Source organism: Maribellus comscasis (assembly GCF_009762775.1).
In the GTDB taxonomy this organism is placed as follows: Bacteria; Bacteroidota; Bacteroidia; order Bacteroidales; family Prolixibacteraceae; genus Draconibacterium; species Draconibacterium comscasis.
Genome location: NZ_CP046401.1, coordinates 2,175,045 through 2,198,563 on the forward strand (window position 1 = coordinate 2,175,045; position 23,519 = coordinate 2,198,563).

The 23,519-nt window shown below is 38.3% G+C and carries 23 protein-coding genes; 15 read left to right on the forward strand and 8 right to left on the reverse strand.

Going from position 1 to position 23,519, the window contains the following annotated elements; all coding sequences use genetic code 11:
• Positions 1-10 precede the first annotated feature (10 nt).
• Together GM418_RS08635 and GM418_RS08640 are read left to right on the forward strand one after the other, a co-directional pair.
• Positions 11-2,377 (forward strand): TonB-dependent receptor, encoded by a 2,367-nt coding sequence (locus GM418_RS08635; protein ID WP_158865128.1) that lies wholly within the window; start codon positions 11-13, stop codon positions 2,375-2,377.
• 124 nt (positions 2,378-2,501) lie between these two features.
• Positions 2,502-3,404: a hypothetical protein gene (locus tag GM418_RS08640; RefSeq protein WP_158865130.1), complete on the forward strand. Its 903-nt coding sequence runs from the start codon at positions 2,502-2,504 to the stop codon at positions 3,402-3,404.
• Here the strand turns inward: GM418_RS08640 and GM418_RS08645 are convergent.
• Positions 3,397-4,101, reverse strand: a complete 705-nt coding sequence (locus GM418_RS08645) for an MBL fold metallo-hydrolase (RefSeq protein WP_158865132.1) — start codon at positions 4,099-4,101, stop codon at positions 3,397-3,399. The two genes, GM418_RS08640 and GM418_RS08645, sit on opposite strands and share 8 nt — an antisense overlap.
• The gene (locus GM418_RS08650) at positions 4,098-5,249 is read right to left on the reverse strand and encodes a serine hydrolase domain-containing protein (protein ID WP_158865134.1); all 1,152 of its coding nucleotides are present in this window, start codon (positions 5,247-5,249) and stop codon (positions 4,098-4,100) included. Before GM418_RS08650 ends, GM418_RS08645 begins: the two co-directional genes overlap by 4 nt.
• A gap of 159 nt (positions 5,250-5,408) precedes the next feature.
• Here GM418_RS08650 and GM418_RS08655 point away from each other — a divergent pair, with 159 nt between their 5' ends.
• The 6 genes from GM418_RS08655 (at position 5,409) to pheS (ending at position 10,639) form a co-directional block, all read left to right on the forward strand.
• Positions 5,409-6,479, forward strand: coding sequence for an endonuclease/exonuclease/phosphatase family protein (locus tag GM418_RS08655; RefSeq protein WP_158865136.1), 1,071 nt, complete (start codon positions 5,409-5,411; stop codon positions 6,477-6,479).
• A gap of 130 nt (positions 6,480-6,609) precedes the next feature.
• A complete protein-coding gene (locus GM418_RS08660) occupies positions 6,610-7,266 on the forward strand; it encodes a TetR/AcrR family transcriptional regulator (RefSeq protein WP_158865138.1) in 657 nt (218 codons plus the stop codon).
• A 7-nt stretch (positions 7,267-7,273) separates the two neighbouring features.
• A complete protein-coding gene (locus GM418_RS08665) occupies positions 7,274-8,143 on the forward strand; it encodes an ABC transporter ATP-binding protein (protein WP_158865140.1) in 870 nt (289 codons plus the stop codon).
• The gene (locus GM418_RS08670) at positions 8,127-8,822 is read left to right on the forward strand and encodes a fluoroquinolone export ABC transporter permease subunit (RefSeq protein ID WP_158865142.1); all 696 of its coding nucleotides are present in this window, start codon (positions 8,127-8,129) and stop codon (positions 8,820-8,822) included. Before GM418_RS08665 ends, GM418_RS08670 begins: the two co-directional genes overlap by 17 nt.
• Before the next feature lie 2 nt (positions 8,823-8,824).
• A complete protein-coding gene (locus tag GM418_RS08675; RefSeq protein WP_158865144.1) occupies positions 8,825-9,535 on the forward strand; it encodes a hypothetical protein in 711 nt (236 codons plus the stop codon).
• Positions 9,536-9,619: 84 nt separating this feature from the next.
• Positions 9,620-10,639, forward strand: coding sequence for a phenylalanine--tRNA ligase subunit alpha (gene pheS / locus GM418_RS08680; protein ID WP_158865146.1), 1,020 nt, complete (start codon positions 9,620-9,622; stop codon positions 10,637-10,639).
• Between the two features lie 82 nt (positions 10,640-10,721).
• On the opposite strand, the gene GM418_RS08685 is transcribed toward pheS, so the two are convergent.
• Complete coding sequence (locus GM418_RS08685; RefSeq protein ID WP_158865148.1) at positions 10,722-11,579, reverse strand: LruC domain-containing protein; 858 nt, start codon at positions 11,577-11,579, stop codon at positions 10,722-10,724.
• A 334-nt stretch (positions 11,580-11,913) separates the two neighbouring features.
• Between GM418_RS08685 and GM418_RS08690 the strand changes: the two genes are divergently transcribed.
• On the forward strand, positions 11,914-12,084 hold the full coding sequence (locus tag GM418_RS08690) for a hypothetical protein (RefSeq protein ID WP_158865150.1): 171 nt from the start codon (positions 11,914-11,916) through the stop codon (positions 12,082-12,084).
• 90 nt (positions 12,085-12,174) lie between these two features.
• On the opposite strand, the gene mgrA is transcribed toward GM418_RS08690, so the two are convergent.
• Positions 12,175-13,158, reverse strand: a complete 984-nt coding sequence (gene mgrA, locus GM418_RS08695; RefSeq protein ID WP_158865152.1) for an L-glyceraldehyde 3-phosphate reductase — start codon at positions 13,156-13,158, stop codon at positions 12,175-12,177.
• A gap of 45 nt (positions 13,159-13,203) precedes the next feature.
• Complete coding sequence (locus tag GM418_RS08700; protein ID WP_158865154.1) at positions 13,204-14,322, reverse strand: acyltransferase family protein; 1,119 nt, start codon at positions 14,320-14,322, stop codon at positions 13,204-13,206.
• Between the two features lie 197 nt (positions 14,323-14,519).
• Here GM418_RS08700 and GM418_RS08705 point away from each other — a divergent pair, with 197 nt between their 5' ends.
• Genes GM418_RS08705 through GM418_RS08720 form a run of 4 tightly spaced genes read left to right on the forward strand, consistent with a single transcriptional unit; the run spans position 14,520 to position 17,477 of the window.
• Positions 14,520-15,035, forward strand: coding sequence for an RNA polymerase sigma factor (locus GM418_RS08705; protein ID WP_158865156.1), 516 nt, complete (start codon positions 14,520-14,522; stop codon positions 15,033-15,035).
• A gap of 5 nt (positions 15,036-15,040) precedes the next feature.
• Positions 15,041-15,790: a HEAT repeat domain-containing protein gene (locus GM418_RS08710; protein ID WP_158865158.1), complete on the forward strand. Its 750-nt coding sequence runs from the start codon at positions 15,041-15,043 to the stop codon at positions 15,788-15,790.
• A gap of 12 nt (positions 15,791-15,802) precedes the next feature.
• Positions 15,803-16,645 (forward strand): DUF4097 family beta strand repeat-containing protein, encoded by an 843-nt coding sequence (locus tag GM418_RS08715; RefSeq protein WP_158865160.1) that lies wholly within the window; start codon positions 15,803-15,805, stop codon positions 16,643-16,645.
• A gap of 28 nt (positions 16,646-16,673) precedes the next feature.
• A complete protein-coding gene (locus GM418_RS08720; RefSeq protein ID WP_158865162.1) occupies positions 16,674-17,477 on the forward strand; it encodes a DUF4097 family beta strand repeat-containing protein in 804 nt (267 codons plus the stop codon).
• A 159-nt stretch (positions 17,478-17,636) separates the two neighbouring features.
• On the opposite strand, the gene GM418_RS08725 is transcribed toward GM418_RS08720, so the two are convergent.
• From GM418_RS08725 to GM418_RS08735, 3 genes are read right to left on the reverse strand one after another with little or no spacing between them, the layout of a single operon-like run.
• A complete protein-coding gene (locus GM418_RS08725; protein WP_158865164.1) occupies positions 17,637-18,953 on the reverse strand; it encodes a Gfo/Idh/MocA family oxidoreductase in 1,317 nt (438 codons plus the stop codon).
• 44 nt (positions 18,954-18,997) lie between these two features.
• On the reverse strand, positions 18,998-19,996 hold the full coding sequence (locus tag GM418_RS08730) for a sugar phosphate isomerase/epimerase family protein (RefSeq protein WP_158865166.1): 999 nt from the start codon (positions 19,994-19,996) through the stop codon (positions 18,998-19,000).
• 15 nt (positions 19,997-20,011) lie between these two features.
• Positions 20,012-21,172 (reverse strand): Gfo/Idh/MocA family protein, encoded by a 1,161-nt coding sequence (locus GM418_RS08735; RefSeq protein WP_217447742.1) that lies wholly within the window; start codon positions 21,170-21,172, stop codon positions 20,012-20,014.
• Between the two features lie 274 nt (positions 21,173-21,446).
• Here GM418_RS08735 and GM418_RS08740 point away from each other — a divergent pair, with 274 nt between their 5' ends.
• Together GM418_RS08740 and GM418_RS08745 are read left to right on the forward strand one after the other, a co-directional pair.
• Positions 21,447-22,376, forward strand: a complete 930-nt coding sequence (locus GM418_RS08740; RefSeq protein WP_158865168.1) for a hydroxypyruvate isomerase family protein — start codon at positions 21,447-21,449, stop codon at positions 22,374-22,376.
• A gap of 217 nt (positions 22,377-22,593) precedes the next feature.
• Complete coding sequence (locus GM418_RS08745; protein ID WP_158865170.1) at positions 22,594-23,517, forward strand: hydroxypyruvate isomerase family protein; 924 nt, start codon at positions 22,594-22,596, stop codon at positions 23,515-23,517.
• Positions 23,518-23,519: the final 2 nt, after the last annotated feature.

Here is a 23,519-nt window from a genome sequence, read left to right on the forward strand (position 1 = left end):
CAAACCACAAATGAAAGTGATTTATGCACTTTGTGCTTTTTTGTTTATTTTGGTAAAATTCAGCGTTGCAGACGACCCTGAAAAAAAACCAAAAACAGATGCCATGTTATTTGGCGACGTAAAATCGGAAGGTGAGCATATACCTTTTGCGACGATAACCATAAGAGGAACTACGATTGGCGCAGCCGCAGATGCCACCGGGCATTTTAAAATGACGAACCTTCCCGTTGGGGAACAAACCGTTATCATTTCTGCTGTTGGATATAAAACACTGGAAAAAAGAATAAAGCTTGAGGCAAAAAAGAGTGTAACAATTCTTGCTGAATTAACTCCTGATGTAATTGGCCTGGATCAGGTTGTTGTATCTGCTGACAGAAACGAAAAAAGCAGGAGAGAATCGCCAACCATCGTAAACAGTATCAATCCCAAATTATTTGAGCGGACATCAAATGTAACACTGAGCGAAGGTTTAAATTTTGCGCCCGGGTTGAGAATGGAAAATAACTGCCAGAACTGTGGATTTTCTCAAGTTAGAATGAACGGGCTGGAAGGCCCCTATTCTCAGATACTGATTAACTCGCGCCCGGTTTTTAGTGGCCTTGCAGGAGTTTACGGGCTGGAACTAATCCCGGCAAATATGATCGAACGTGTTGAAGTAATTCGTGGTGGTGGTTCTGCAATGTATGGAAGTAATGCCATTGCCGGAACAATAAATCTTATTACCAAAGACCCGGTTGTAAATAACTTTTCGGTATCAGGAAACTATTCACTTACAGGAGCAGGTACCGATGGAGAAGTTGCCGGCGATGCCAACCTTAACTTAAATGGTTCATTTATCAGCGACGACTATAAATCAGGAATGAGTTTATTTGGATTTACACGAAAAAGAAATCCTTACGATGCAAATGGTGATGGATTTTCAGAAGTTGCTTTAATTGAAAATCTCACCCTGGGAACCCGGATTTTTCACCGTATTTCAGACCGTGGAAAACTAACTGTCGATTATTTTAAAATTAACGAGTACCGGAGAGGTGGAAATAAATTTGATCTTCCACTGCATGAGTCAGACATTTCAGAAAGTGTAACTCATGATATTAACACTGGTGCAGTTAATTTTGATTTACTTATGCGTGAGACCGACAAGTTTTCCGCATTCTTTTCTGCGCAAAGCGTGAACCGCGGGTCATATTACGGAGCCAACCAGGACTTATCGGCTTACGGAGAAACAGAAGACTTTACATTTTCTTCAGGCCTGCAATATAACCGGAAGATAGACTACCTGATTTTTGCTCCAGCTGCGCTTGCGTCAGGATTGGAATATAATGGAAGTTTTCTGGAAGATAAAAAGCTGGGATACTACGATCCCGAAGAAGATACTCACTATGGAAACACGCTGGTTGCCGACCAGAAGGTAGTTACACAGGCAGGCTTTCTGCAATTGGAATGGACGCTTCTGAAATGGGTAATTACTGCCGGAATACGTTATGACCACTACACCGTTTCTGATGTTACAAAAGAAAGCGACGACATCACTGGCGATGTTTTAAGCCCCAGAGTGAGCCTTTTGTACAATATTGCTGATAATCTCCAATTCAGGACAGGCTTTGCTAAAGGATTTAGGGCGCCGCAGATTTTTGATGAAGATTTGCACATCGAAACTTCCGGGTCGCGCAAGGTTTTACACGAAAACGCCACGGATTTAAAGCAGGAATCCTCTAACAGTTATACCGCATCGTTTGATTATACAAATATGTTTGGCAACTGGCAGGTACAGTTTTTAGCAGAAGGATTTTTCACTCGTCTAAACGATCCGTTTTCCAACGAATACGGCACACCGGATGACGACGGAGTAGTTGTATACACCCGCGTAAATGCAGAAGATGGAGCCACTGTGAAGGGATTTAATCTTGAATTAAATGCTTCACCATCAGAAAAATTACAGATTCAGTCGGGATTTACCATTCAAAGGAGCGAATTTGATGAGCCTCAGGAATTTGACGAAACCCGGTTTTTCCGTTCTCCCGAAAGTTACGGGTATTTAAGTTTAAATTATAACCCGGTTCACGAATTTAGCCTTGCTTTTACAGGTAATTATTCAGGCCGCATGCTGGTTCCCTATTTTGGCCCGCTGGCGGCGAATCCGGAAATTGGCCAGCTAAACACTTCTGATTCCTTTTTTGACGCAGGTATAAAACTTACTTACGAAATTCATTTGTCCGATATTATGAGTCTGGAAATTATTGGAGGTGCAAAAAACATCTTCAACAGTTATCAGAAAGATTTTGACACAGGTGTAGATCGCGACCCTGCTTATATTTATGGGCCCATGTCGCCACGGACAATATATTTCGGAGTGAATATTGGAAATTTCCTGTAACAAAATATCATAAAAAAGTAAATAAAAGCTGTCTGAATTTACAGGCAGCTTTTATTTATTTGTAACAGCATAAAAGATTATTAATTTTGCAGCGTTTATAGCTTATAATCTTATCGTTTCGTTTATGGAAAATTTGAATGAATCAAAAAAACAATCTGCTAAAGAGAAGCGGAACAATATAATCGTAATCGCATTATCTGTTATTTTGGTTGTTGTTGTTGTGCTCTTTTTCTTTCAAAACAGGGAGCACAGAACCATTGTAAATGAAATAAAGACAGAAAAAGATTCGATACAAAACGAACTTACCCGTATTGCAACAAGTTACGATTCTTTAAGTACAGAAAATGATACGATTAACGAACAATTACTTGTAGCCCAAACAAAAGTGAAGGATTTGCTGCTGGAAGTAGAGCAAACCAAAAAAATCAGTTATCAGAAAATTAACGATTACCAGAAGCAGGTAACCACTTTACGAGGAATCATGCGTGATTTTGCGGCGCAAATCGATTCATTGAATACACGAAACAAAGAGTTGATGGCCGAAAACCTTGAGGTAAAGGAACAGTACAAAGAAGTAGAATCGCGGAATCAGCAATTGAACCGGGAAAAGGAACGGCTGCAACAAACCGTTCAGCGTGCAGCGATGCTGGAGGCTCGCGAATTGGTAGCTGAACCGCAAAACGACAGGAGCAAGGAAACGCGCTTTGCACGACGTACCGAAAAAATAAGAATCTATTTTGTTCTTAGTAAAAACGCAACGGCAAAACGCGGAGATAAAAATATTTATACCCGAATAACCCGGCCCGACCAACTTTTAATGACCAAATCGTCAGACGATTTATTTCAGTTTGAAGACGTAAAAATTCCGTATTCCGCAATGCGAACAGTTGTTTACGAAGGAAAGGAACTTCCGGTTGCTATTTTCTGGGACAACACAAATGAACCGGAACTGATGCCGGGTACATATAAAGTTGATCTGTTCGCCGATGGAAATGTAATTGGCGAAACTACTTTTGAAATCAGATAGTTTTATATTTCAGCTTTTTGCTCCATTTTTCAAAGTCAGGAAATGCTTTTTCAATTTTAAATTTCTTACCATGACCGGGGTAAACAACCTTAACTCCCATGTCAAATAATTGCTGCCAGGTTTTCAACAAAATCTGAGGATCGTCAGCAAAAGGCGGAAAAATCTGACCATTACGCATATTTACGAATGTATCGCCTGAAATTAGGATATCATCAACTAAAACGGATTGAGAACCGGCAGAATGTCCGGGTGTAGTAAAAATCTTTCCTTCTATTCCAAAAGTATTCAGCATAAATTCATTTTCATTAACCCAATCAGCTACAAATGGTTTTGGCGAAGCAAAGGCAGGCATAAACTTTCTCCCCAATGCGGAAATAAACCGGGGGTATTTCCCCTGTCCTTTGGGAATAGGTGTATCTCCGTTTTTTAGATGTTCAAATTCATTTTTATGAACCAGTACCTTGGCCCCCGTTAATTTTTTTAATTCAATCAGATTCCCGGTATGATCGTAATGCGTATGTGTTAAAATAATCAGCTTAATATCGGAAAATTTGAGATTATGTTGCCGGAACCATACTTTAAAGGCGCTCAAATTCCCTTTTACTCCGGTGTCAACCAGAACAGAGTTTTCTCCGTTAAAAATAAGAGTGGAGTTGGAATACCCGATTCTTTTTTGAAAAATCAGAGGAGATGTCATTTCAGGGAATCATAAACCAGTTGAAGAAAATTACTAAGTTGGGATGGTTCCAACCAACGGGTAACAATTACGATTTGATTTTTTTGATCAACTACAATATAATTACCTCCAAAACCGGCTGCATAGAATATATTTTCCGGCACTCCTTCCATTTTCCGGTCTCCTTTATTCAGCCACCACATTAATCCATAGCTTTCGTTCGCCGGCGAAGATTCAGCGATCATTTTTATCCAATTCGCGGAAACAAGCTGTTGCCCATTCCAGTTTCCATTGTTCATAAAAAGCAATCCAAAGCGGGCATGATCAAGTGTATTAATAAATAAACCGCCCCCCGAGTGACCGCCTCCGCTAACCGATTGTATTTTTATACCGTCAAGCGTTACCCACGAATTTTCATATCCAAACCACCGCCATGTAGCACTTGCTCCGATCGGATCCATTATTTTTTCTTTTAAAACCTGCGGAAGTGGTTTTCGCCAAAGCTGCAAGAGTGAATATGCCAGTACATTTACCCGCACATCGTTATATTTAAAAAACGTTCCGGGCTCGTGCATGTCACGATTCTTCCAGTCGTCGATGCCACCTTCTGCCGGAGGCCTGTCTGCCCAGTCGTGCATTCCGAACAACTCTCCGTTCCAATCCGACGACTGGTTTAGTAAATGCTCCCAGCTAATTTTTGAGTTGTGTTCGCCTTCAAAAGTAGAATCCCAAATATAATTTCCGGCTTTATCGTTTATACTTTCAACCCAACCTTCGTCGAGTGCAACACCAAATACGGTTGACAGGTAACTTTTTGTTACACTAAAAGTCATATCAACACGCTCAATATCTCCCCACTGTGCAACAATATATCCATTCTTCAAAATTAACCCGGCAGGTCCGCCTCGTTTTTTTGTAGGCCCTGCGATAGAATGAAAAGGTTCTTTTTTAAAACCATCCAGAATTGCTATCCGTAAATCGCGTGAACCAGAGTACTCGTTTCCCTCTGCGAACTGAACAGCTTCACCCAGTTTTGTCCCATCAATATTAAATTCGGAAGGTTGCCTTGTTTTCCAGTTTGTCCCTTTTTCGGGGAAGTGAACATTCTGCGCTCCAACACTAAAAACTACAAACAAAAAGAGATAAAAGAACAGCGTAAAATTTTTCATTGGTATAAAAGTTACTTATGCAATAAAACTATAAAAATAGAAAGAGATTAAAGTATTTATATTTGGCTTTATTTAATAATTTTGATTTACAATCTGAAGTAATAAATATTTTGTTGAAAATCTTAACTTAGTTTGTATTGCATTTACCGAAAAGTTTGAATGAAAAAATTTTTCAAATACGTATCACGGGTATTCTTTTTTCTGATATTAGTGATAGCCATTTATCTTACAACTGTAATTCTGATAGGCTTTTTCACGGATTATCATCCGGATGAAATTTCAGAACTGGAAGTTTACGGAACACAGAAACAAACTGATCCCGCGGACACTACATTTACTTTTCTTTCATGGAATATTGGTTATGCCGGTTTGGGTGCAGAAATGGATTTCTTTTACGACGGAGGAAAAAAAATACGACCAACTTCTGACCTGGTAAAAAAATATACACTTGGGATTCTCGATTTTTTAGAAACAAACGATAGTATCAATTTTGTATTATTACAGGAAGTTGACCGAAATTCTTCACGTACAAATCTTCAGGATGAACTCCGTTTGATTCAAGACCTGTTAACAAACCATTCCTCATCATTCGGATACAATTACAAAGTCCGTTTTGTTCCCATACCTTTCACAAATCCGCTGGCAAAAGTTGAAATGGGGCAGGCGATTTTTTCTAAATACCTGCCGGTTTCATCACAGCGCTACTCGTTTTACTCTGCTTATGCCTGGCCCAAGCGCCTTTTTATGCTCGACCGTTGTTTTATCGTCTCACGGTTTCAATTATCGAACGGGAAAGAACTGGTTCTTATAAATACGCATAATTCGGCGTACGATAGCGGTGGGAAATTGAGAAATATTGAAATGCCACTAATTCGCAATTTGATGTTGGGTGAATACCGCAAAGGGAATTATGTTGTAGCTGGCGGCGACTGGAATCAAAATCCGCCAGATTATGAACCGGAGAAATTCGAAAGCAAATATGCGACTTTCAGAGAAGAAACTCTGGACCGCGATCTATTCCCGGATGACTGGAAAATTGCTTTCGATTCCCAAAAACCAACAAACAGAAAAATCAACACACCTTTTATTCCGGGGGAAACAGAGGTTACCGTCATCGATTATTTTATTCTTTCTCCAAACATCGAACTGAAAAAAATAAAAACACTTCCTCTGAATTTTCAGTACTCCGATCATGAGCCTGTCTTTTTAACCGTAAAAATCAAAAGCTAAACACATTTTCTTGAAAACAAGATAATTATCTCCAAAATATTGTCTTATATAAAAATATTTCCCCAAAAGCGACCGACAAGTCGCTTTTATTTTTTATATTTGCGACCAGGTAGTCGCTTAAAATTTAAATATGCCGTTACAAACATTCTATAATCTTACAGAAGACCGGAAAAGAGAGATTTTAAAAACAGCTTACGAAGAATTTGCTTTTAATAGTTACTTAAGCGCTTCACTCTCAACCATCATAAAAAAACTGGGAGTAGCAAAGGGGAGTTTTTACCGATATTTTGAAAACAAGTTTGATTTATACTCCTATCTCATTCAAAATGCCTACGAAATGAGAATGAACCAATTAGGAAATTTATTAAATGATAAAGACCTGAGTTTTTTTGAAATCATCCGTGAAAACTTTCGCGATAAAGTCATTTTTGATTTACAAAATCCGCTGGAAAGTATGTTTCTGTATAGTGCTCTTCAGGAAAGCAACGAGGAAGAGACGGGAACAGTAGTAAAAGATATGATAAAAAGCGTGCTGAAATTTGTTACGCAGCTCATTCAAAAATACCAGCAAAAAGGAGAACTCAGCGCCTCTGTTTCGCCGGAGGTAGCTTCCCACTTTATTTTTCAAACGCAATTGGGAATATACGAGTACCTGGCCGCATTTAAAGGAATTGACTTTAAAGAAAGTATCAAAAACGGTCGTCTTTTTTCACTTTCTGAAAAAGAAATAATGAAAGTGGTAGATGAAATGCTAACCATAATAAAATCAGGATTAAAAGCTAAATAACAAAAAAATGATTGAAGTTAAAAATCTGGTTTACAGGTATCCTAAAAACAAGGAAGCCACTGTAAAAGACATTTCTTTCTCAATCGATAAAGGTGAAATCTTTGGGTTTCTGGGGCCCAGTGGCGCAGGGAAAAGTACAACACAAAAAATCCTGATTAAGTTGCTTACCAACTATTTGGGAGAAATTATAATTTTAGGGCACAACCACAAAAAATCAGACAGTAGTTATTTTAACCAAATTGGTGTTTGTTTTGAGTTGCCCAACCACTATTTAAAACTTACAGCGCTTGAAAACTTAAAGTACTTTGCAGAGTTTTACAGACAAAAACCTGTTGATTTTATTCCCTTGCTGGAAAGAGTGGGCTTAGCAAAAGATGCCAATACAAAAGTGGAAAAATTCTCGAAAGGGATGAAAATGCGGCTCAATTTTGTGCGTTCTGTTATGCACAACCCTGATATTCTTTTTTTGGATGAACCCACTTCGGGGATGGACCCGGTGAATGCCCGAAAAATAAAAGATATTATTCTGGAGCAAAAACAGTTAGGCAAAACCATTTTTATTACTACTCATAACATGCACGATGCTGATGAACTTTGTGACCGGATTGCTTTTATCGTTGAAGGAGAGCTAAAGATTATCGACTCCCCAAAAAACATAAAACAAATGGGAGGAAAAAGAGTGGTTCAGGTAGAATACGAAAACGGGATTATAAAATCGCAGGAATTTTTGATGGAAGGATTAGCCGATAATTTAGATTTTATGAACATTTTACGAAAGAATCACATTCGTTCCATCCATTCAAAAGAAGCAAGCCTTGAGGATATTTTTATTCAGGTAACCGGAAAAAATCTGTTATCACATGAAAACATTGTTTAAAATGGTCATCTGGGATTTAAAAATCCAGGCCAGAAATCAAATTATTACAGTAGCGTTGATAATTGCCGCAATATACACAGCCATCTTTTTTCTGCTTGGGTTACGCGGGAATGATAAGATTCTTATTGCGCTTATTTTCTCGGACCCCACTTTTATGGGATTCATTTTTACCGGCGTTTTAGTTTTATTCGAAAAAAGTTCAAACACATTACAAGCCCTGGTGGTAACTCCGGTAAAAAGCTGGCAATATTTTTATTCAAAAGCCATTTCACTGACCATAATTTCATTGATTGTTTGTTTTGCCATGATTTTTGCCAGCCATGGTTTTCACTTTAACTATTTCTATTTTTTGTCTGCCACTTTTTTATCATCCCTGCTTTTTATTTTTCTGGGATTTATCGGGGTTGCCAAAATCAAAACATTCAACCAGTATATTATCGTAATTCCTTTATTTATTGCACCGTTCTCACTGCCTTACCTCAATTTTTTCGGGTTGACAAACTCTCCCTGGCTATACCTATTTCCCACTCAGGCTTCATTTTTTCTTTTTGAGGGAAGTTTTGGTAAAATAACATCATTTGAAATCATATATTCTTTTGGATATATAATTCTTGCTATTGGAGTTGCACATTATTTTGCCGACCGGCTTTTTAAAAAATACATTATCAGGGGAGAATAAGCATGAAACTGCTTCTTAAAATACTACATAACGACCTAAAACTCATATTAAGAGATAAAAGCTTGTTAATCATGTTCTTTCTTCCTGTAATTATTATATTGGTTTGCAGGGTTGGAATCGCAGAATTGTCACAATACATCCCGTTTTTAACCGATTATTATTGGCTCATTGTTGCCGGTTTTACTTCAGTAACTGCTTCTACTCCGGCTTTTTTAGTCGGTTTTATTTTGCTTGATGAACGTGATGAAAACATTCATACCGTTTTAAAAATTTTGCCACTGCCTGAAAATTTTATTCTAAAAATCCGCACTATTTTTATGATGGTACTTGGCTTCGTTTTTTCTTTTTTAATTCTCGCATTTAATGGTCTGGTTTATTTCACATTCCTGAATTTGTTAACCATCTCCATTCTTTTTGCACTGATTCCTCCCGTTCTAACTTTTTCAATGCTGGCTCTGGCAAAAAACAAAATTGAAGCGGCAACTATTTACAAAGCGCTGAGTGTTGTTATCTTCCTTCCGGTAGTTGCATTCTTTACTCCGGACAACTGCGAATATTTTTTTGGAGTTATTCCATTCTTCTGGACATACAAAGCCATACAAAGTGCAGAAATATTTTCCCTTTTCTCTGTAAGTTTTTTAGCAGGAATTACAACTCATACAGCACTCGCTTTTTTCCTTTATCGTTTATTTCAAAAAAAATGGTTTAGTTAATTCATCGTTTCATTCGCTCCCATAAAACAAAATATTTTTATTTGAATGATTATCTTTGTTCCTTAAATTTTTAGTTAAGTAAGAATGTTAGATAAAATCAAGGCTTTACAGGAAGAAATTAAATCTGCAGTTGTTTCAAATCTGGAGGAAGTTGATGAGCTTCGTATTCGATATATCAGTAAAAAAGGAAGCATCAACAAACTGTTTGCAGACTTTAAAAATGTTCCGGCAGAACAGAAAAAAGAAGTTGGGAAAGCCATTAACGATTTAAAAGACTTTGCGCTTGATAAGATAAACTCGCTAAAGGAATCATTTGAATCCAACGGAAACAGTGATATTGGTTCGGACCTTACTAAGCCTGGTGAACCAATGAAGTTGGGAACAAGGCATCCGCTTGCAATTGTTAAAAATGAAATTATCAGCATTTTTGGGAGATTGGGTTTTACGGTAGCGGAAGGACCCGAAATTGAGGACGACTGGCATGTTTTTTCAGCGTTGAATTTCCCACCGGAACACCCGGCCCGCGATATGCAGGATACCTTTTTTATTGAAAAAGATCCCGACGTTTTATTACGTACCCACACATCAAGTGTTCAAATTCGGGTAATGGAAAGAACACAACCACCGATTCGGGCTATTTTCCCTGGACGGGTTTTTAGAAATGAAGCCATTTCTGCACGTTCACATTGTATCTTTCACCAAATTGAAGGTTTATATGTAGACGAAAATGTTTCTTTTGCCGACCTGAAACAGACGTTGTTATATTTTGCCAAAGAGCTGTTTGGGGAAGATACACAAATAAGGTTACGTCCATCCTATTTTCCGTTTACAGAACCCAGCGCCGAAATGGATGTGAGCTGCTCGATTTGTGGTGGTGAAGGTTGCAATGTTTGCAAATACACCGGTTGGCTCGAGATTTTGGGCTGTGGAATGGTTGACCCTAATGTTTTGGAAGCTTGTAGTATTGATAGTAAAAAATATACCGGATTTGCATTTGGAATGGGCATCGAAAGAATTACGATGCTTAAGTACGGAATAAAAGATATTCGTCATTTCTTTGAAAATGATGTCCGCTTTCTTAAACAATTTGAGTCTGCAACTTAATTTTCAGGCAATATTATATTTTGAACGGAAAACAAAAAAGACGCTGACTTCAGCGTCTTTTTTTATATAATTTTATTATTAACTAATAATGCGAATACATTGTATTAGGCGATTCGTACCATTTCTTATTTTTTATTCCACCTGATTCCGCCCACTCTTCAAACTCGGGATAAGCATTCAAAAACAATTCCTTCTCATTCGGAATAGCAAATTTATCCGTTTCCACTTCAAGTCCCCACGGAAGATTTCTGTTCGTTAAAAAATCAGAAACAGGTACTTCAAAACTGGTCGTACTGGTTTTGGCAAAACCTCCTGTCATTATCTCCTCATCCGTGTAAATAAAATAACTAACCCAAATATTATTGCTGCTATTTGCGAAGGAGAAATCAATTTGCCAAGAATCATCAAGTTCACTCAAATCTTTCATCCACGGACTTCCTCCGGCTGTCAGTTGCTCGCCATTAACGATGATGTTTTTATTTGCAATTCGCTTATATGTTTTGCCTGAAACTTCATAAAACATCAATCCAACCTTCACCGATAACGAGCCCCCTTTATTGTACAATTCAGACGAAACATAACCGGTAATTGTGTTCCCCTTCTTAGACAAGCCAAGTTTGGATCTAATCATTACATCGTTAAAATCATAGTCTCCTTCTGAAGGATACAAATCCTCAAACAGGGCAAAATAGTATTTGTTGTTTTTAGGATATTCCTGCATTGCTACGGCAGATTTTACAAGAGCAGTAGTTTCTTCAAGTTCATTCAAATTGATTGATTGTTCAGTTAAAGTATTCCAAATTGAAGGATCATTGATCTCAAGAAGCTTCATTCTGTCTTTATTTGACAAACTATCTTCATCAATCTCTCCGTTATCTTTTAAACAAGCTGAAAAAAGAAAAGCTAATCCTAAAGTCAATAGTAAAAGTTTGTAACGCATAGCAGAATAAATTTAGCATAAAATTAAAAATATATTATTATTTATGTTAGAAACATGTAAGTGTTTTAATTCTTTTGCTCTGTTTTCTTTGCTCAAACTCCATTTTTATTTTGTTCGCAGCGACATTTTTTAAGCCTGCAATACATAAGGAAAAGGAAGTTTCTTTTTTTTACAGAAAATACTATTTCATAAAAAAAAACGTTATTATTCCACAACAAGCAGATTAACAATAAATTAACAGAAAACAAGATTGACTCTTTTTTTTTGGCATATTGTCTTAAAATGACATAATTTTGCAAAAAGATATTTGAGTCTTTTTTTAACAAGAAAGAAAATGATGGAAACAAAAGCAAATCAAGACCAGATTGTTATCAAAACAAAACCTGAGCATGAAAAGCAGAAGTTGCCAATGAATTTGATTGTATCTTTGGCGGCAGGAACAATTGCCGGGATGGCAATCATTTTTGGCCTTTTTTGGGGTGCAGAAATGTTGTTCAGCCTCTAACCTTCAAAATTGAGGAATCTTTTAAAAAAAATATTCCATTAAGAAAGCTCGCTTATCGCGAGCTTTTCGTTTTTTATAAATTTCTTCTCTTTATCTAATAATCTTATCGATTGCATTTAATTCATCTCCGGCAAAGTCAATATTTTTTAATGTAGCTACATTATCATCAATTTGTTTAACTGAACTTGCTCCTATCAAAACCGAAGTAATTCGTTTGTCCTTAAGAATCCATGCCAGAGCCATTTGAGCTAAGGATTGTCCGCGATTTTGCGCAATTTCATTTAACATCACAATCTTATCGTGAGCAGATTCAACATCTTCTTTTTTCAGGAAAACTTCGCGCGTCGCCCTTGAACCTTCAGGAATTCCGTTCAGATACTTATTGGTAAGTAAACCCTGAGCCAAGGGAGAAAATGGAATACAACCAATTCCTTCTTCTTCCAAAACATCGAGTAAACCACCCTCAACCCAACGTTCAAACATCGAGTATTTAGGCTGATGAATTAAACAAGGTGTACCCAATTCTTTTAATATTTGTGAGGCTTCTTTTGCCATGTTAGCCGGATAATTTGATATTCCAACATACAATGCTTTTCCTGAACGGACAGCCCTGTCAAGCGCCATCATGGTTTCTTCAAGTGGAGTATTTGGATCCGGACGGTGTGAATAAAAAATATCCACATATTCCAATCCCATTCTTTTCAAACTCTGATCAAGACTTGCCAAAACATATTTTCGGGTGCCCCACTCTCCATACGGTCCCGGCCACATAAAATAACCAGCTTTTGAAGAAATTATCAGCTCGTCGCGGTAAGCAGAGAAATCCTGCTTCAGGATTTTCCCAAAATTCTCTTCTGCCGACCCGGGAGGAGGTCCGTAATTATTGGCTAAATCGAAATGAGTTATTCCCAAATCAAATGCACGGTGTAAGATGGCACGGCCATTCTCAAAATTGTCGATTCCTCCGAAATTGTGCCATAATCCGAGCGAGATTGCCGGAAGCTTTAAACCCCATTTCCCGCAACGCTTGTAAATCATCGCATCGTAACGATTCTCTTGTGGTAGGTACGTCATAATTTCAAATGTTAATTGTATAATTCTGAAGAATAAACTTTAAAATTAAAGTATTTTTTTTACCAATGGAAGTTTTCTAAACAAGAAGGCAACACAAAAAACCAATACCAGAGCCAGCGGTGCCAGCATTACAAACTTTAATATCGGGAATGTTTCCCATGACAAAAATATGGCACTTACAGAAACAATCACCGGTGTATGGAAGACAAACACACCGTATGCGCTTCCTGAAAGTTGTTTGGCCACTTTTCCCTGTCTGTTAAAATATTTCTTTGCAAGACCAAGCAATCCTAAAATTAAGGAGAACCCAACTAATTGTTCCCAAACAGCATAGCTAAAACTTTGCCAGGTAAAGCCGCCGGTAAATGCGTCAACACCTTTTTCAACTCCTCCAAAATAAATAATCGGAGGAAAAACAATCAAAATCAGTATCTGTGCAAAAATAAACCATCGTTTTCCTGATTTGAGCGAAACAGATTCGAGCCAGTTGTTTTGATACGCTATAATGCCTAAAACAAAAAGAGTGATATATTGAACAAAAAACGGGATTTGAAAACCGGTGAAGGGCAGACTCCAGCCAACCGGAAGCCAAATCCGGATAATAAATTGGAGAAGCCCTGTCAGAAAGGCCACAAGTAAAATAGCTGGTGTTCCTGGAAATTTAGTGGTCATTTTTACTGAGGATATTTTTCTGAACAGCAGATAAAAAGCGGTAAAAACAAAAAGGGCCTCCACAAACCACAACGGGCCAAATCCAGTCCCGTATGCGTGAAGCCAGTAATCTGCCAGAGATACATCCTCGCCTCTGATAAAGCGATTCCGAATAAATATAGTAAGTGGTGACAATACAAAGAAAAAAACCACCAAAGGAACTCCTAATCGTATCAACCTGTCTTTGATATACCTTTTGTTTCCTTTTTTATTTAGCGATGGCAAAATAAAAAGAGCGGAAATAAAGAAAAACATTCCCATAAAAAACGACTGGTTTGTCGCGACAAACAAAGTCATTGGTACTATTGCCGGAAAATCCAACCGGGTTTCGTTATAATACCAGTCTCCCGGAGCACCATAAGTTATCGCCAAATGATGCAAGACGACCAAACTAATAAGAAAAATGCGAAGATTGTCAATGTACCATAGCCTCGGCTTTTGTTCTGTTTTCATTTTAAATAAATTGATTTTTTAGCTCTTTTTTTTAATGGAACGGTCTAATTCTATACTTCTTTCAAAAGATATATAAAACAGATGAAACCATTTCAAAAATTGTCACATAAAAATTTTTGTAACCTTTTTTCTAAAAAAAAGTCTGTGATTGTAAATTGAAGAAAAAAATAAGACTTGTGCTAACAGATAACGAGATCATGCTGAAGATCATCAGTGGTGACACCGACAAAATCGGGTTACTGTACGAAAAGTACAGCAACTTACTTTTCGGGTATTTTTTTAAACTAACCCGAAACAGGGAGCTAAGCGAAGACCTGGTAAATGATGTGTTCTTAAAAATCTTGTATTCAAAAGACAGTTACAGAGGAGATGGAATATTCACGGTCTGGATGTTTAGAATTGCCCACTCCATTTTTGTCGACAATTACAACAAAAGCAAAAGGCTAAACACCAAAGAAATATTTTCGAATACAACCGGAACTATAGTGGACCCTGAGATATCACATGAAAAAGAAGAGAACAGAAAACTTATTCACAGAGCGTTGCTGAAACTAAAAAAGAAAGAACGAGAAGTGATTGTACTCAGCAAACTCAACGAACTAAAATATAAAGAAGTGGCAGAAATACTTCATTGCACCGAAGAAGCAGCGAAAACAAGAACCTTCAGAGCATTAAAAAATCTGAAGATTGTGTTACAAAAAATTCAAAACTAAGAACGATGGAAAAAAGAAATACAAATAACGATTTTGAAGAATTCATCAAAAATCAACCTGTCCGGGAAGATGAAAAAGAGGACTTGTACAAATTATTTTCTGATTTGGACAATATAGAAGTGCCTGAGCCTTCCGAATCGATGGAAACAAATTTCTTTAGAAAACTGGAAGATTATAAATTGAAACAAACTTCAAACCCTGGAATAGGAATAAAATGGTTAAATCTTAAGGAACTATTTGCTCCATCAGCATTGATTTTAAAGCCTGCATTTGCGGTAATTATCTTTCTGGCAGGAATTATCGGCGGTATACTTATCGATAACCGGGGGGCAGAAAACAGACAATTAATTGCTGAATTACAAAACACTCGCGAAACATTGATGCTAACCCTGTTTGAACAATCTTCAGCGATTGACAGGCTTAAAGCAGTTAACCTTTCCGAGAAGCTTGTAGCTCCTGACCAACAGGTAATACAGGCTTTGCTAACCACATTAAACAACGACGATAACGTAAACGTAAGACTCGCTGCGGTTGAAGCACTTTTCAGGTATTCAAACCAGCCAGAAGTAAGGGAAGGGCTTATAGAGGCCATTCCAAATCAGGATTCTCCTATGGTTTTGATAACACTCTCAAAAGCCATGGTATTGCTCCAGGAAAAAAAATCAGTTGAGAACCTAAAACAAATCTTAAACGATAAAAACCTGGATCAAGATGTAAAAAATAAAATAGATGAAAACATTCAAAAAATAATCTAAAAACAGAAGACCATGAGACAATACTTGTTCTTGATAGTTGCTTTAACAGCTTCATTGGCAGCTAAAGCACAACAGCACAAAGAAACCATTAATAAAGAAATTGTTTTTCCTGAAAGTACAGATGCCGTGCTAATTATAGAGAATATTTTCGGGAACATTGATGTGCAGGGATATTCAGGAAACAAAGTTGTGCTTACCATTGAAAACGAGTTTAGTGCCGACACAAAAGAGGAACTCGTGGAAGCAATGCAAAAAGTTTTCCTCGCACTTGAAACCCGGAATGACACAGTCGATATTTTCCTTGATGGTATATGCGGGTGTCATCGCAATAAAAACATAAACCAGAACTGGAACCTGTGTGATTTTGATTTCAGGTACGATTTTAAAGTTAAGGTCCCTTCAAGGGCTAACATAAATGTTTCAACCGTAAACGATGGAGAAATCACTATTGAAAATGTTACCGGAGAGGTAGTAGCCAGAAATGTTAATGGTGGAATTACAGAAAAAAATGTTTCAGGGCCTACAAATGTTCATGCCATTAATGGCAATGTGGATGTTCGATATGCAAAAAATCCGGTAAAAAAATCAACGTATTATTCATTAAACGGCGATGTAAATATTTACTACAATACAAGCCTTTCGGCCGACATGCATTTTAAAAGTTTCCAGGGTGATATGTACACCGATTTTGATATTTCGGAGTGGCTTCCTCCAATATTGACTTCATCGACATCAAAAAACAAAAGAGGAACCAGTTTCCGAATTGAAAACAAAACTGCTGTCAGAATAGGAAAGGGAGGAGTAATACTTGAATTTGAGACCTTTAACGGCGATGTTTATATACGAAAAATTTAAAAGTAACAATCATATAAAAACGAATATTATGAAATCAATTATCAGAACAGGAATTTTATTGTTATTTATCTGCGTAGCCGGAATATTAAATGCACAAACATCACAGGAACTCGTGGTTCCGTTGAGCAATGCGGGAAAATCGGGAACATTGGAAGTTGGCATTATGTACGGTTCAATTAAAGTAATTGGCACATCGGTAAAAGATGTTGTTGTCAATGTTTCCACAGAACAGAAGAAAGTGAAAGAACCCGATAAAAACGGGTTAAAACGTATAGCAAACAATTCATTTGGACTGACAGCCAAAGAAGAGGACAACTACGTAAAAGTAAATACTGATTTAAGCAATAAAAATGTGATGCTGGAAATTCAGGTTCCGGCAAATTTTAATCTAAAGCTAAAAGCAGTTAACAACGGTGATATTTCAGTTGAGAAAGTAAATGGCGAAATGGAAATAAGCCACGTTAATGGTGAAATAACATTAACCGATGTATCGGGTTCAGCAGTTGTTGGCACAACAAATGGTGACATTAAAGCGAATTTTAATAGTGTCACAGAAAATACTCCTATGGCCTTTACCACATTTAATGGCGATGTGGATGTGACGTTCCCTGCCGATATAAAAGCTTCCGTAAAAATGCAATCAAACATGGGAGACATTTTCACCGATTTTGATATGGTAATGAAAAAAGGTACTCCGAAAGAAGAAAAGGACGCAGAAAAAGGAATTTATAAAGTTTCATTGGAAGAGTGGACCAGGGGTGACATCAGCGGTGGCGGACCTGAAATAACCTTTAAGAATTTCCAGGGAGATATTATTATCCGGAGTAAATAAAAGCCTCCACTTTACTCTTTCTTCAGAGGAGAATCAAAGAAAGCTATCCGGTGCGTTGATATACCAATTTTGCATCAGAACCGTGGACACAATAAACTATTATATATAAAAAATCCGGCGAAAACTACCGGATTTTTTATATGGTTTTACTTCTACAAATTACACTTTAGGAAGTTCCCATGGTGCACGGTACGTAGGAACCAGGTACGAATTCGCGTCATCGTCTCCGATAAATGTACTTTTTTCATTGTCCCAGTACAGACGTTTGCCCGTGCGGTGGGCAATGTTTCCCAAATGGGCAACACGCGCGGTGTTGGCCGCAACTGTTATATTGGCATTTAAATCGCGGTTACGGTCTTTAACTCCTTCAATAAAATTAGCCATGTGCAATTCAAGTCCTTTTCCTGTTCCTTTGATCAAATCCACACGTTCAATTACATCTTTATTTTGTTTTCTTTCAGGAATCACTTCCCAACCGCTACGATCAACAACCAAAGTGCCATTATTTCCAACAAAACCAACACCGTGATTTCTTCCAAAGTATCCTCCGTCGATACCAACGCCATGATCCCATAACATGGTATGTCCGTCAAATTCATATAATGCCTGCAGAGTATCCGGTGTTTCTGCAGCATCGTCCGGGTAGGCAAATTTACCACCCATTGCCATTATCGATTTTGGTGAAGGGTCACCCATTCCGAATAAACCATAATCAATAATATGAACTCCCCAGTCCGTCATTAATCCTCCGGCATAATCATAATACCATCTGAAATTAAAGTGAAAACGATTGGGATTGAAAGGTCTCTTTTGAGCGGGTCCCAACCAAAAATCATAATCAACCCCAGCCGGTGGCTCACTATCAGGTTTTACGGGAATATTACCCATCCAACCCTGATAAGCCCACGTACGAACGGTACGGATTTTTCCCAGTTTACCCGAGTTTACATACTCCACCGCATCGCGCCAGTGCGGATCGCTGCGCTGCCACATCCCAACCTGGACAACCGTATTGTATTTTTCTGCCGCCCGTTCCATTATATTGATTTCCTCAATCGTATTTCCAAGCGGTTTTTCGCAATACACATCTTTGCCTGCCTGGCACGCTTCAACCATTGGCAAACAATGCCAGTGGTCGGGTGTCCCAATGATTACCACATCAATTCCAGGTTCTTCCAATAACTTTCGGTAATCGGTAAAACCTTTCGGTTTTAATCCCTGAATCTTTTCAGTGTCGGCAATTCGTCTGTTTAATACATTCTCATCAACGTCGCAAATGGCAGCACACTCTGTGTTTTTTTGCCCCAAAAAAGCCTTTAGGTCACTAAAACCCATTCCATTTGCACCAATAAGACCACATACCAGTTTTTCATTAGCCCCTGCGCATGAATCCATTGCCAGCGGCATAGTAGCAGTTAATCCGACCGCAGCTGTAGCCATTGCCGAATTTTTGATAAAAGTTCTTCTGTTTGTCATTTTTAAAAAATGTTGGTTAGTTTCAAAAATTATATATCAATTACTTATTTATCTTTCTGCATTGCATCATCAAAAGCAACATCTGATGGTGCGAAGTCTACTTTTTTAACAAAAGCGCATGCTTCGGCTGCACCAGCTTCGCGGTTCATCCCGCTGTCTTCCCATTCAACAGAGAGAGGTCCGTTATACCCAATGTCGTTTAATGCCCTGATGATATTTTCAAAATTTACTTTTCCTCTTCCCAGGCTCCTGAAATTCCAATACCTGCGGTTATCGCCAAATTCCATATGACCACCAAAAACTCCAACCCCCATTGGGACATCGCTCCAGTATGCATCTTTCATATGAACATGAAAAATACGATCTGAAAATTCGTAAATGAAACGGACATAATCCACATGTTGGTATCCAAAATGACTTGGGTCGAAGTTAAAACCGAAAGCGGGATGATTATCCAATGCTTTTAACGCAAGATGAGCTGTATGAATATCGAAAGCTATTTCCGTAGGATGCGCCTCCAATGCAAACTTAACTCCCAATTTTTGATATTCATCCAGAATTGGAATCCAACGGCTGGCAAATTCTTCATATCCCTTCTCGATCATTTCCTGTGGAACTGCCGGAAATGAGTACAACAAATGCCAAATCGGACTTCCTGTAAATCCGTTAACAACATCAAGTCCAAGCATTTTAGCCACTTTCGCGGTTTTTATCATTTCCTCGGCTGCCCGCTGCCGGACACCTTCCGGATCGCCGTCGCCCCAAACATGCGGGCTTGCAATACTCTTGTGTCTTTGATCAATGGGGTCACAAACACATTGTCCGTCGAGATGGGTGGATATTGCAAATAACTTTAAATCATATTTCTCAAGCAATGCTTTTCTTTCGTCGCAGTAGGCCTGATCTGCTTTGTCCACTTCCATGTGATCACCCCAGCAACAAAGCTCAAGCCCGTCGTATCCAAATTCTTTGGCTTTCTGACATATCGTCTCAATGGGTAAATCGGCCCATTGTCCTGTAAAAAGTGTAACTGGTCTAGACATTTTAATTCATTTAAATTATTCACCAAATTTCACCCACTTAATTTCATTATCGTAACCTGCTTTCACAACAGTATCAATAAACTGCATTCCGCGGATTCCGTCTTCAACATTTGGAAAATCCAACATCTCTGCGGTTGGTTCCTTTCCATCTTTTTTTGCCATAACAGTCCATGCAAAATTGCGGTAAATATTAGCAAAGGCTTCGAGGTAACCTTCCGGATGTCCACCGGGCGTTCTTGTATTATGCGTAGCAACAGTGCTATTCATGCTTGTTCCAACCCGCAAAATCTGTGTTGGTTTATCAAGCCATTTTGCGATAAGCGAATTTGGTTCATGCTGAAACCACTCCAATCCACCTTTTTCACCGTAAACCCGAATTCTAATTGCATTCTCTTCACCGGCTGCAATCTGTGTGGCCATCAGTACTCCTTTCGCGCCATTTTCAAATCGCATTAAGGCAGCGCCGTCATCGTCCAATAAACGGTTCGGGACAAATACGTTAAGCTCTGCACAAAGTTCGGTCACTTTTAAACCGGTAATATATTCTGCCAACTGGTGAGCATGCGTACCGATGTCTCCCATACATCCGGCTTTTCCCGATTTCTTAGGGTCAGTTCTCCAGGAAGCTTGTGCGTTCCCCTGTTCTTCTACTCTTGCAGAAAGCCAGCCCTGAGGATATTCAACGAATACTTTTCTTATTTCACCAAGTTCCCCATCGGCAACCATTTGCCGCGCATGTTTCACTGCAGGGTATCCTGAATAAGTATGGGTAAGTGCCAAAGTTAAACCTGTTTCCTCAACTTTTGCCTTCAATTGTAAAGCTTCATCAAGTGTGAAAGTAATTGGTTTATCCAGAACGACATTAAACCCATTTTCCAACGCCATCATTGCAGGCGCAAAATGGACAAAATTTGGAGTAACGATGGAAACAAAATCCATACGCTCACCCTCAGGAAGTTGCGCCTCTTTTTCAAACATTTCCTGAAAAGTTTCGTAAACACGGTCTTCCGGCAAATAATATAATTTTCCTGATGATTTTGAGATCTCAGGGTTTACACTAAAACAACCGCAAACCAGCTCTATCTGATTGTCCATAAAAGCCGCCAAACGGTGAATTGCTCCAATAAAAGCATCGGTTCCTCCACCGACCATACCCATTCTAAGTTTTCTATTCATAATATTACGTTTTTGTTGATTTAGAAATAAGTTGATAAAATTAACAACTCTTTAGGAGGAAACAAAGATGAAAATATGGATTAACCCGTTTCAATGATATATTTAACAAAATCCGGATTAAAAAATTAGCGGATTGTTCAAAAACCTATTTTTAAAAAAAAGAAAATATCTCCGGCAATCGATAATAAAGAATTAATTATTAAAACAAGGTTTTAAACATCATTTCATTATTTTTACCTCCAATATTGAATATTTTAAAATAAACCAATAAACCATGAAAAGAAGAAATTTTATTAAAAACACCGCAGCCAGTGGAATGGCACTAACCGGATTGACCGCGATGACGGCAGCCGCTAGTACTGAAACTGTTTCATCCAATTCAGCAAAATTTAAATTAAAATATGCGCCCGGACTGGGAACATTTCGCGAAAATGCCGGCCCGGACCCGATTGACAATATAAAATTTATTGCAGACCAGGGTTTTACAGCAGTATTTGATAACGGATTAATGGGAAGAACACCGGAAATGCAGGAAAAAATCGGGAATGAACTTGCACGACTTGGAATGGACCTGGGACCTTTTATTGTTTATGCCGACCACGGAAAGAAGTACATGGTTACCAATGATACTGAAGTAAAAGAATTATTAAAGGCAAAAACTACGGAGGCGCTCGAAGTTCAAAAAAGAACCGGAGCAAAGACCGGGTTGATTACTCCGGGATTGTATGATGAAAGGATGGACTGGGATTACCAAACCATAAATGTTGTTGAAAACATGCGAATCTGTTGCGACATTGCAGGAAAAACCGGTTTGGGTTTGGTGCTGGAACCATTAAATCATCAGGTTAACCACCCGGGATTATTTTTAACTAAAATGCCTCAGGCAAAGCTGATTTGTGTTGCAGTAAATCATCCAAGCTGTAAAATAGTTGACGATTTGTACCACCAGCAGATAACAGAAGGCAACCTGATAATGAATATCGATTTGTGCTGGGATTACATCGGAGCTTTCCATATTGGAGACAATCCGGGAAGGAAAGAACCGACCACAGGCGAAATAAATTACAAAAATATATTCAAACATATTTACGACAAAGGTTACGACGGTACGCTTTGTTGTGAACACGGGAAAAGCAAACAGGGGAAAGAAGGAGAAATGGCGCTGATTAAGGCTTATCGCCAGGTAGATTCATTTGATGTTTAACAAAACTATATAAGATTTAGGGAGGCTGTTCATTTTTGATACAGCCTTTTTTGTGTTATTAATTTTGAACTTTTTCAAACACCTTTTGTAATAATTAGTGAAAATTTGAGTATGACTTCTGTGCACAGCGTATTTTTGAGATGTCATTCAGAATAAAAAACGCCGACATTTCACTATTTTTACTTTAAATACAATATTTAACAAACCAATGTAAACCATGAAAAGAAGAAATTTTATAAAAAACACCGCAGCCGGTGGAATGGCTTTAACCGGGCTGGCCTCAGTAGCAGGAGTTACAGCCGCTGAAACGGTCTCATCTGCTCCAGTTTCATTTAAATTAAATTATGCTCCACACCTCGGTATGTTTAAAAACAGCGCGGGGGATGACCCGATTGACCAGATTAAATTTATGGCCGATCAGGGTTTTACGGCTTTTGAGGATAATGGTATGATGGGACGGGAGCCTGCAATGCAGACAAAAATGGGCGAAACCCTTGCCAGGCTGAATATGACAATGGGTGTTTTTGTTGTCGCCAAAGGTGGAAACCTCGCCAATCCTTTTGCTGCCGGCAAAAAGGAATATCTGGATATTTTCCTTGATGGTTGTAAAAGAGCAGTAGATGTTGCCAAACGGGTTAATGCCAAATGGATGACAGTTGTTCCGGGGAGTTTCGAGAGAAGGCTTCCGACTGGAATACAAGATGCCAATGTTATCGACGCTCTTCGAAGAGGAGCTGAAATTCTTGAACCTCACGGACTGGTAATGGTGCTTGAGCCATTGTCGGATTCTCCTGATCTTTATTTGCAAACTTCCGATCAAACCTACATGATTTGTAAAGCAGTAAATAGTCCTTCCTGCAAGATTTTATATGACATCTACCACATGCAGAAAAATGAAGGCAATGTTATCACAAACATGGAACGTACCTGGGATGAAATTGCCTACATTCAAATCGGTGATAATCCCGGAAGAAAGGAACCAACTACCGGAGAAATAAACTATAAAAATGTGTTTAAATTCATCCACGAAAAAGGATATACAGGTGTTATGGGAATGGAGCATGGCATTTCAAAACAAGGCATTGAAGGAGAAAAGCGGTTGATAGAAGCCTACAAAGAAGTGGACTCGTTTGAAGTATAATT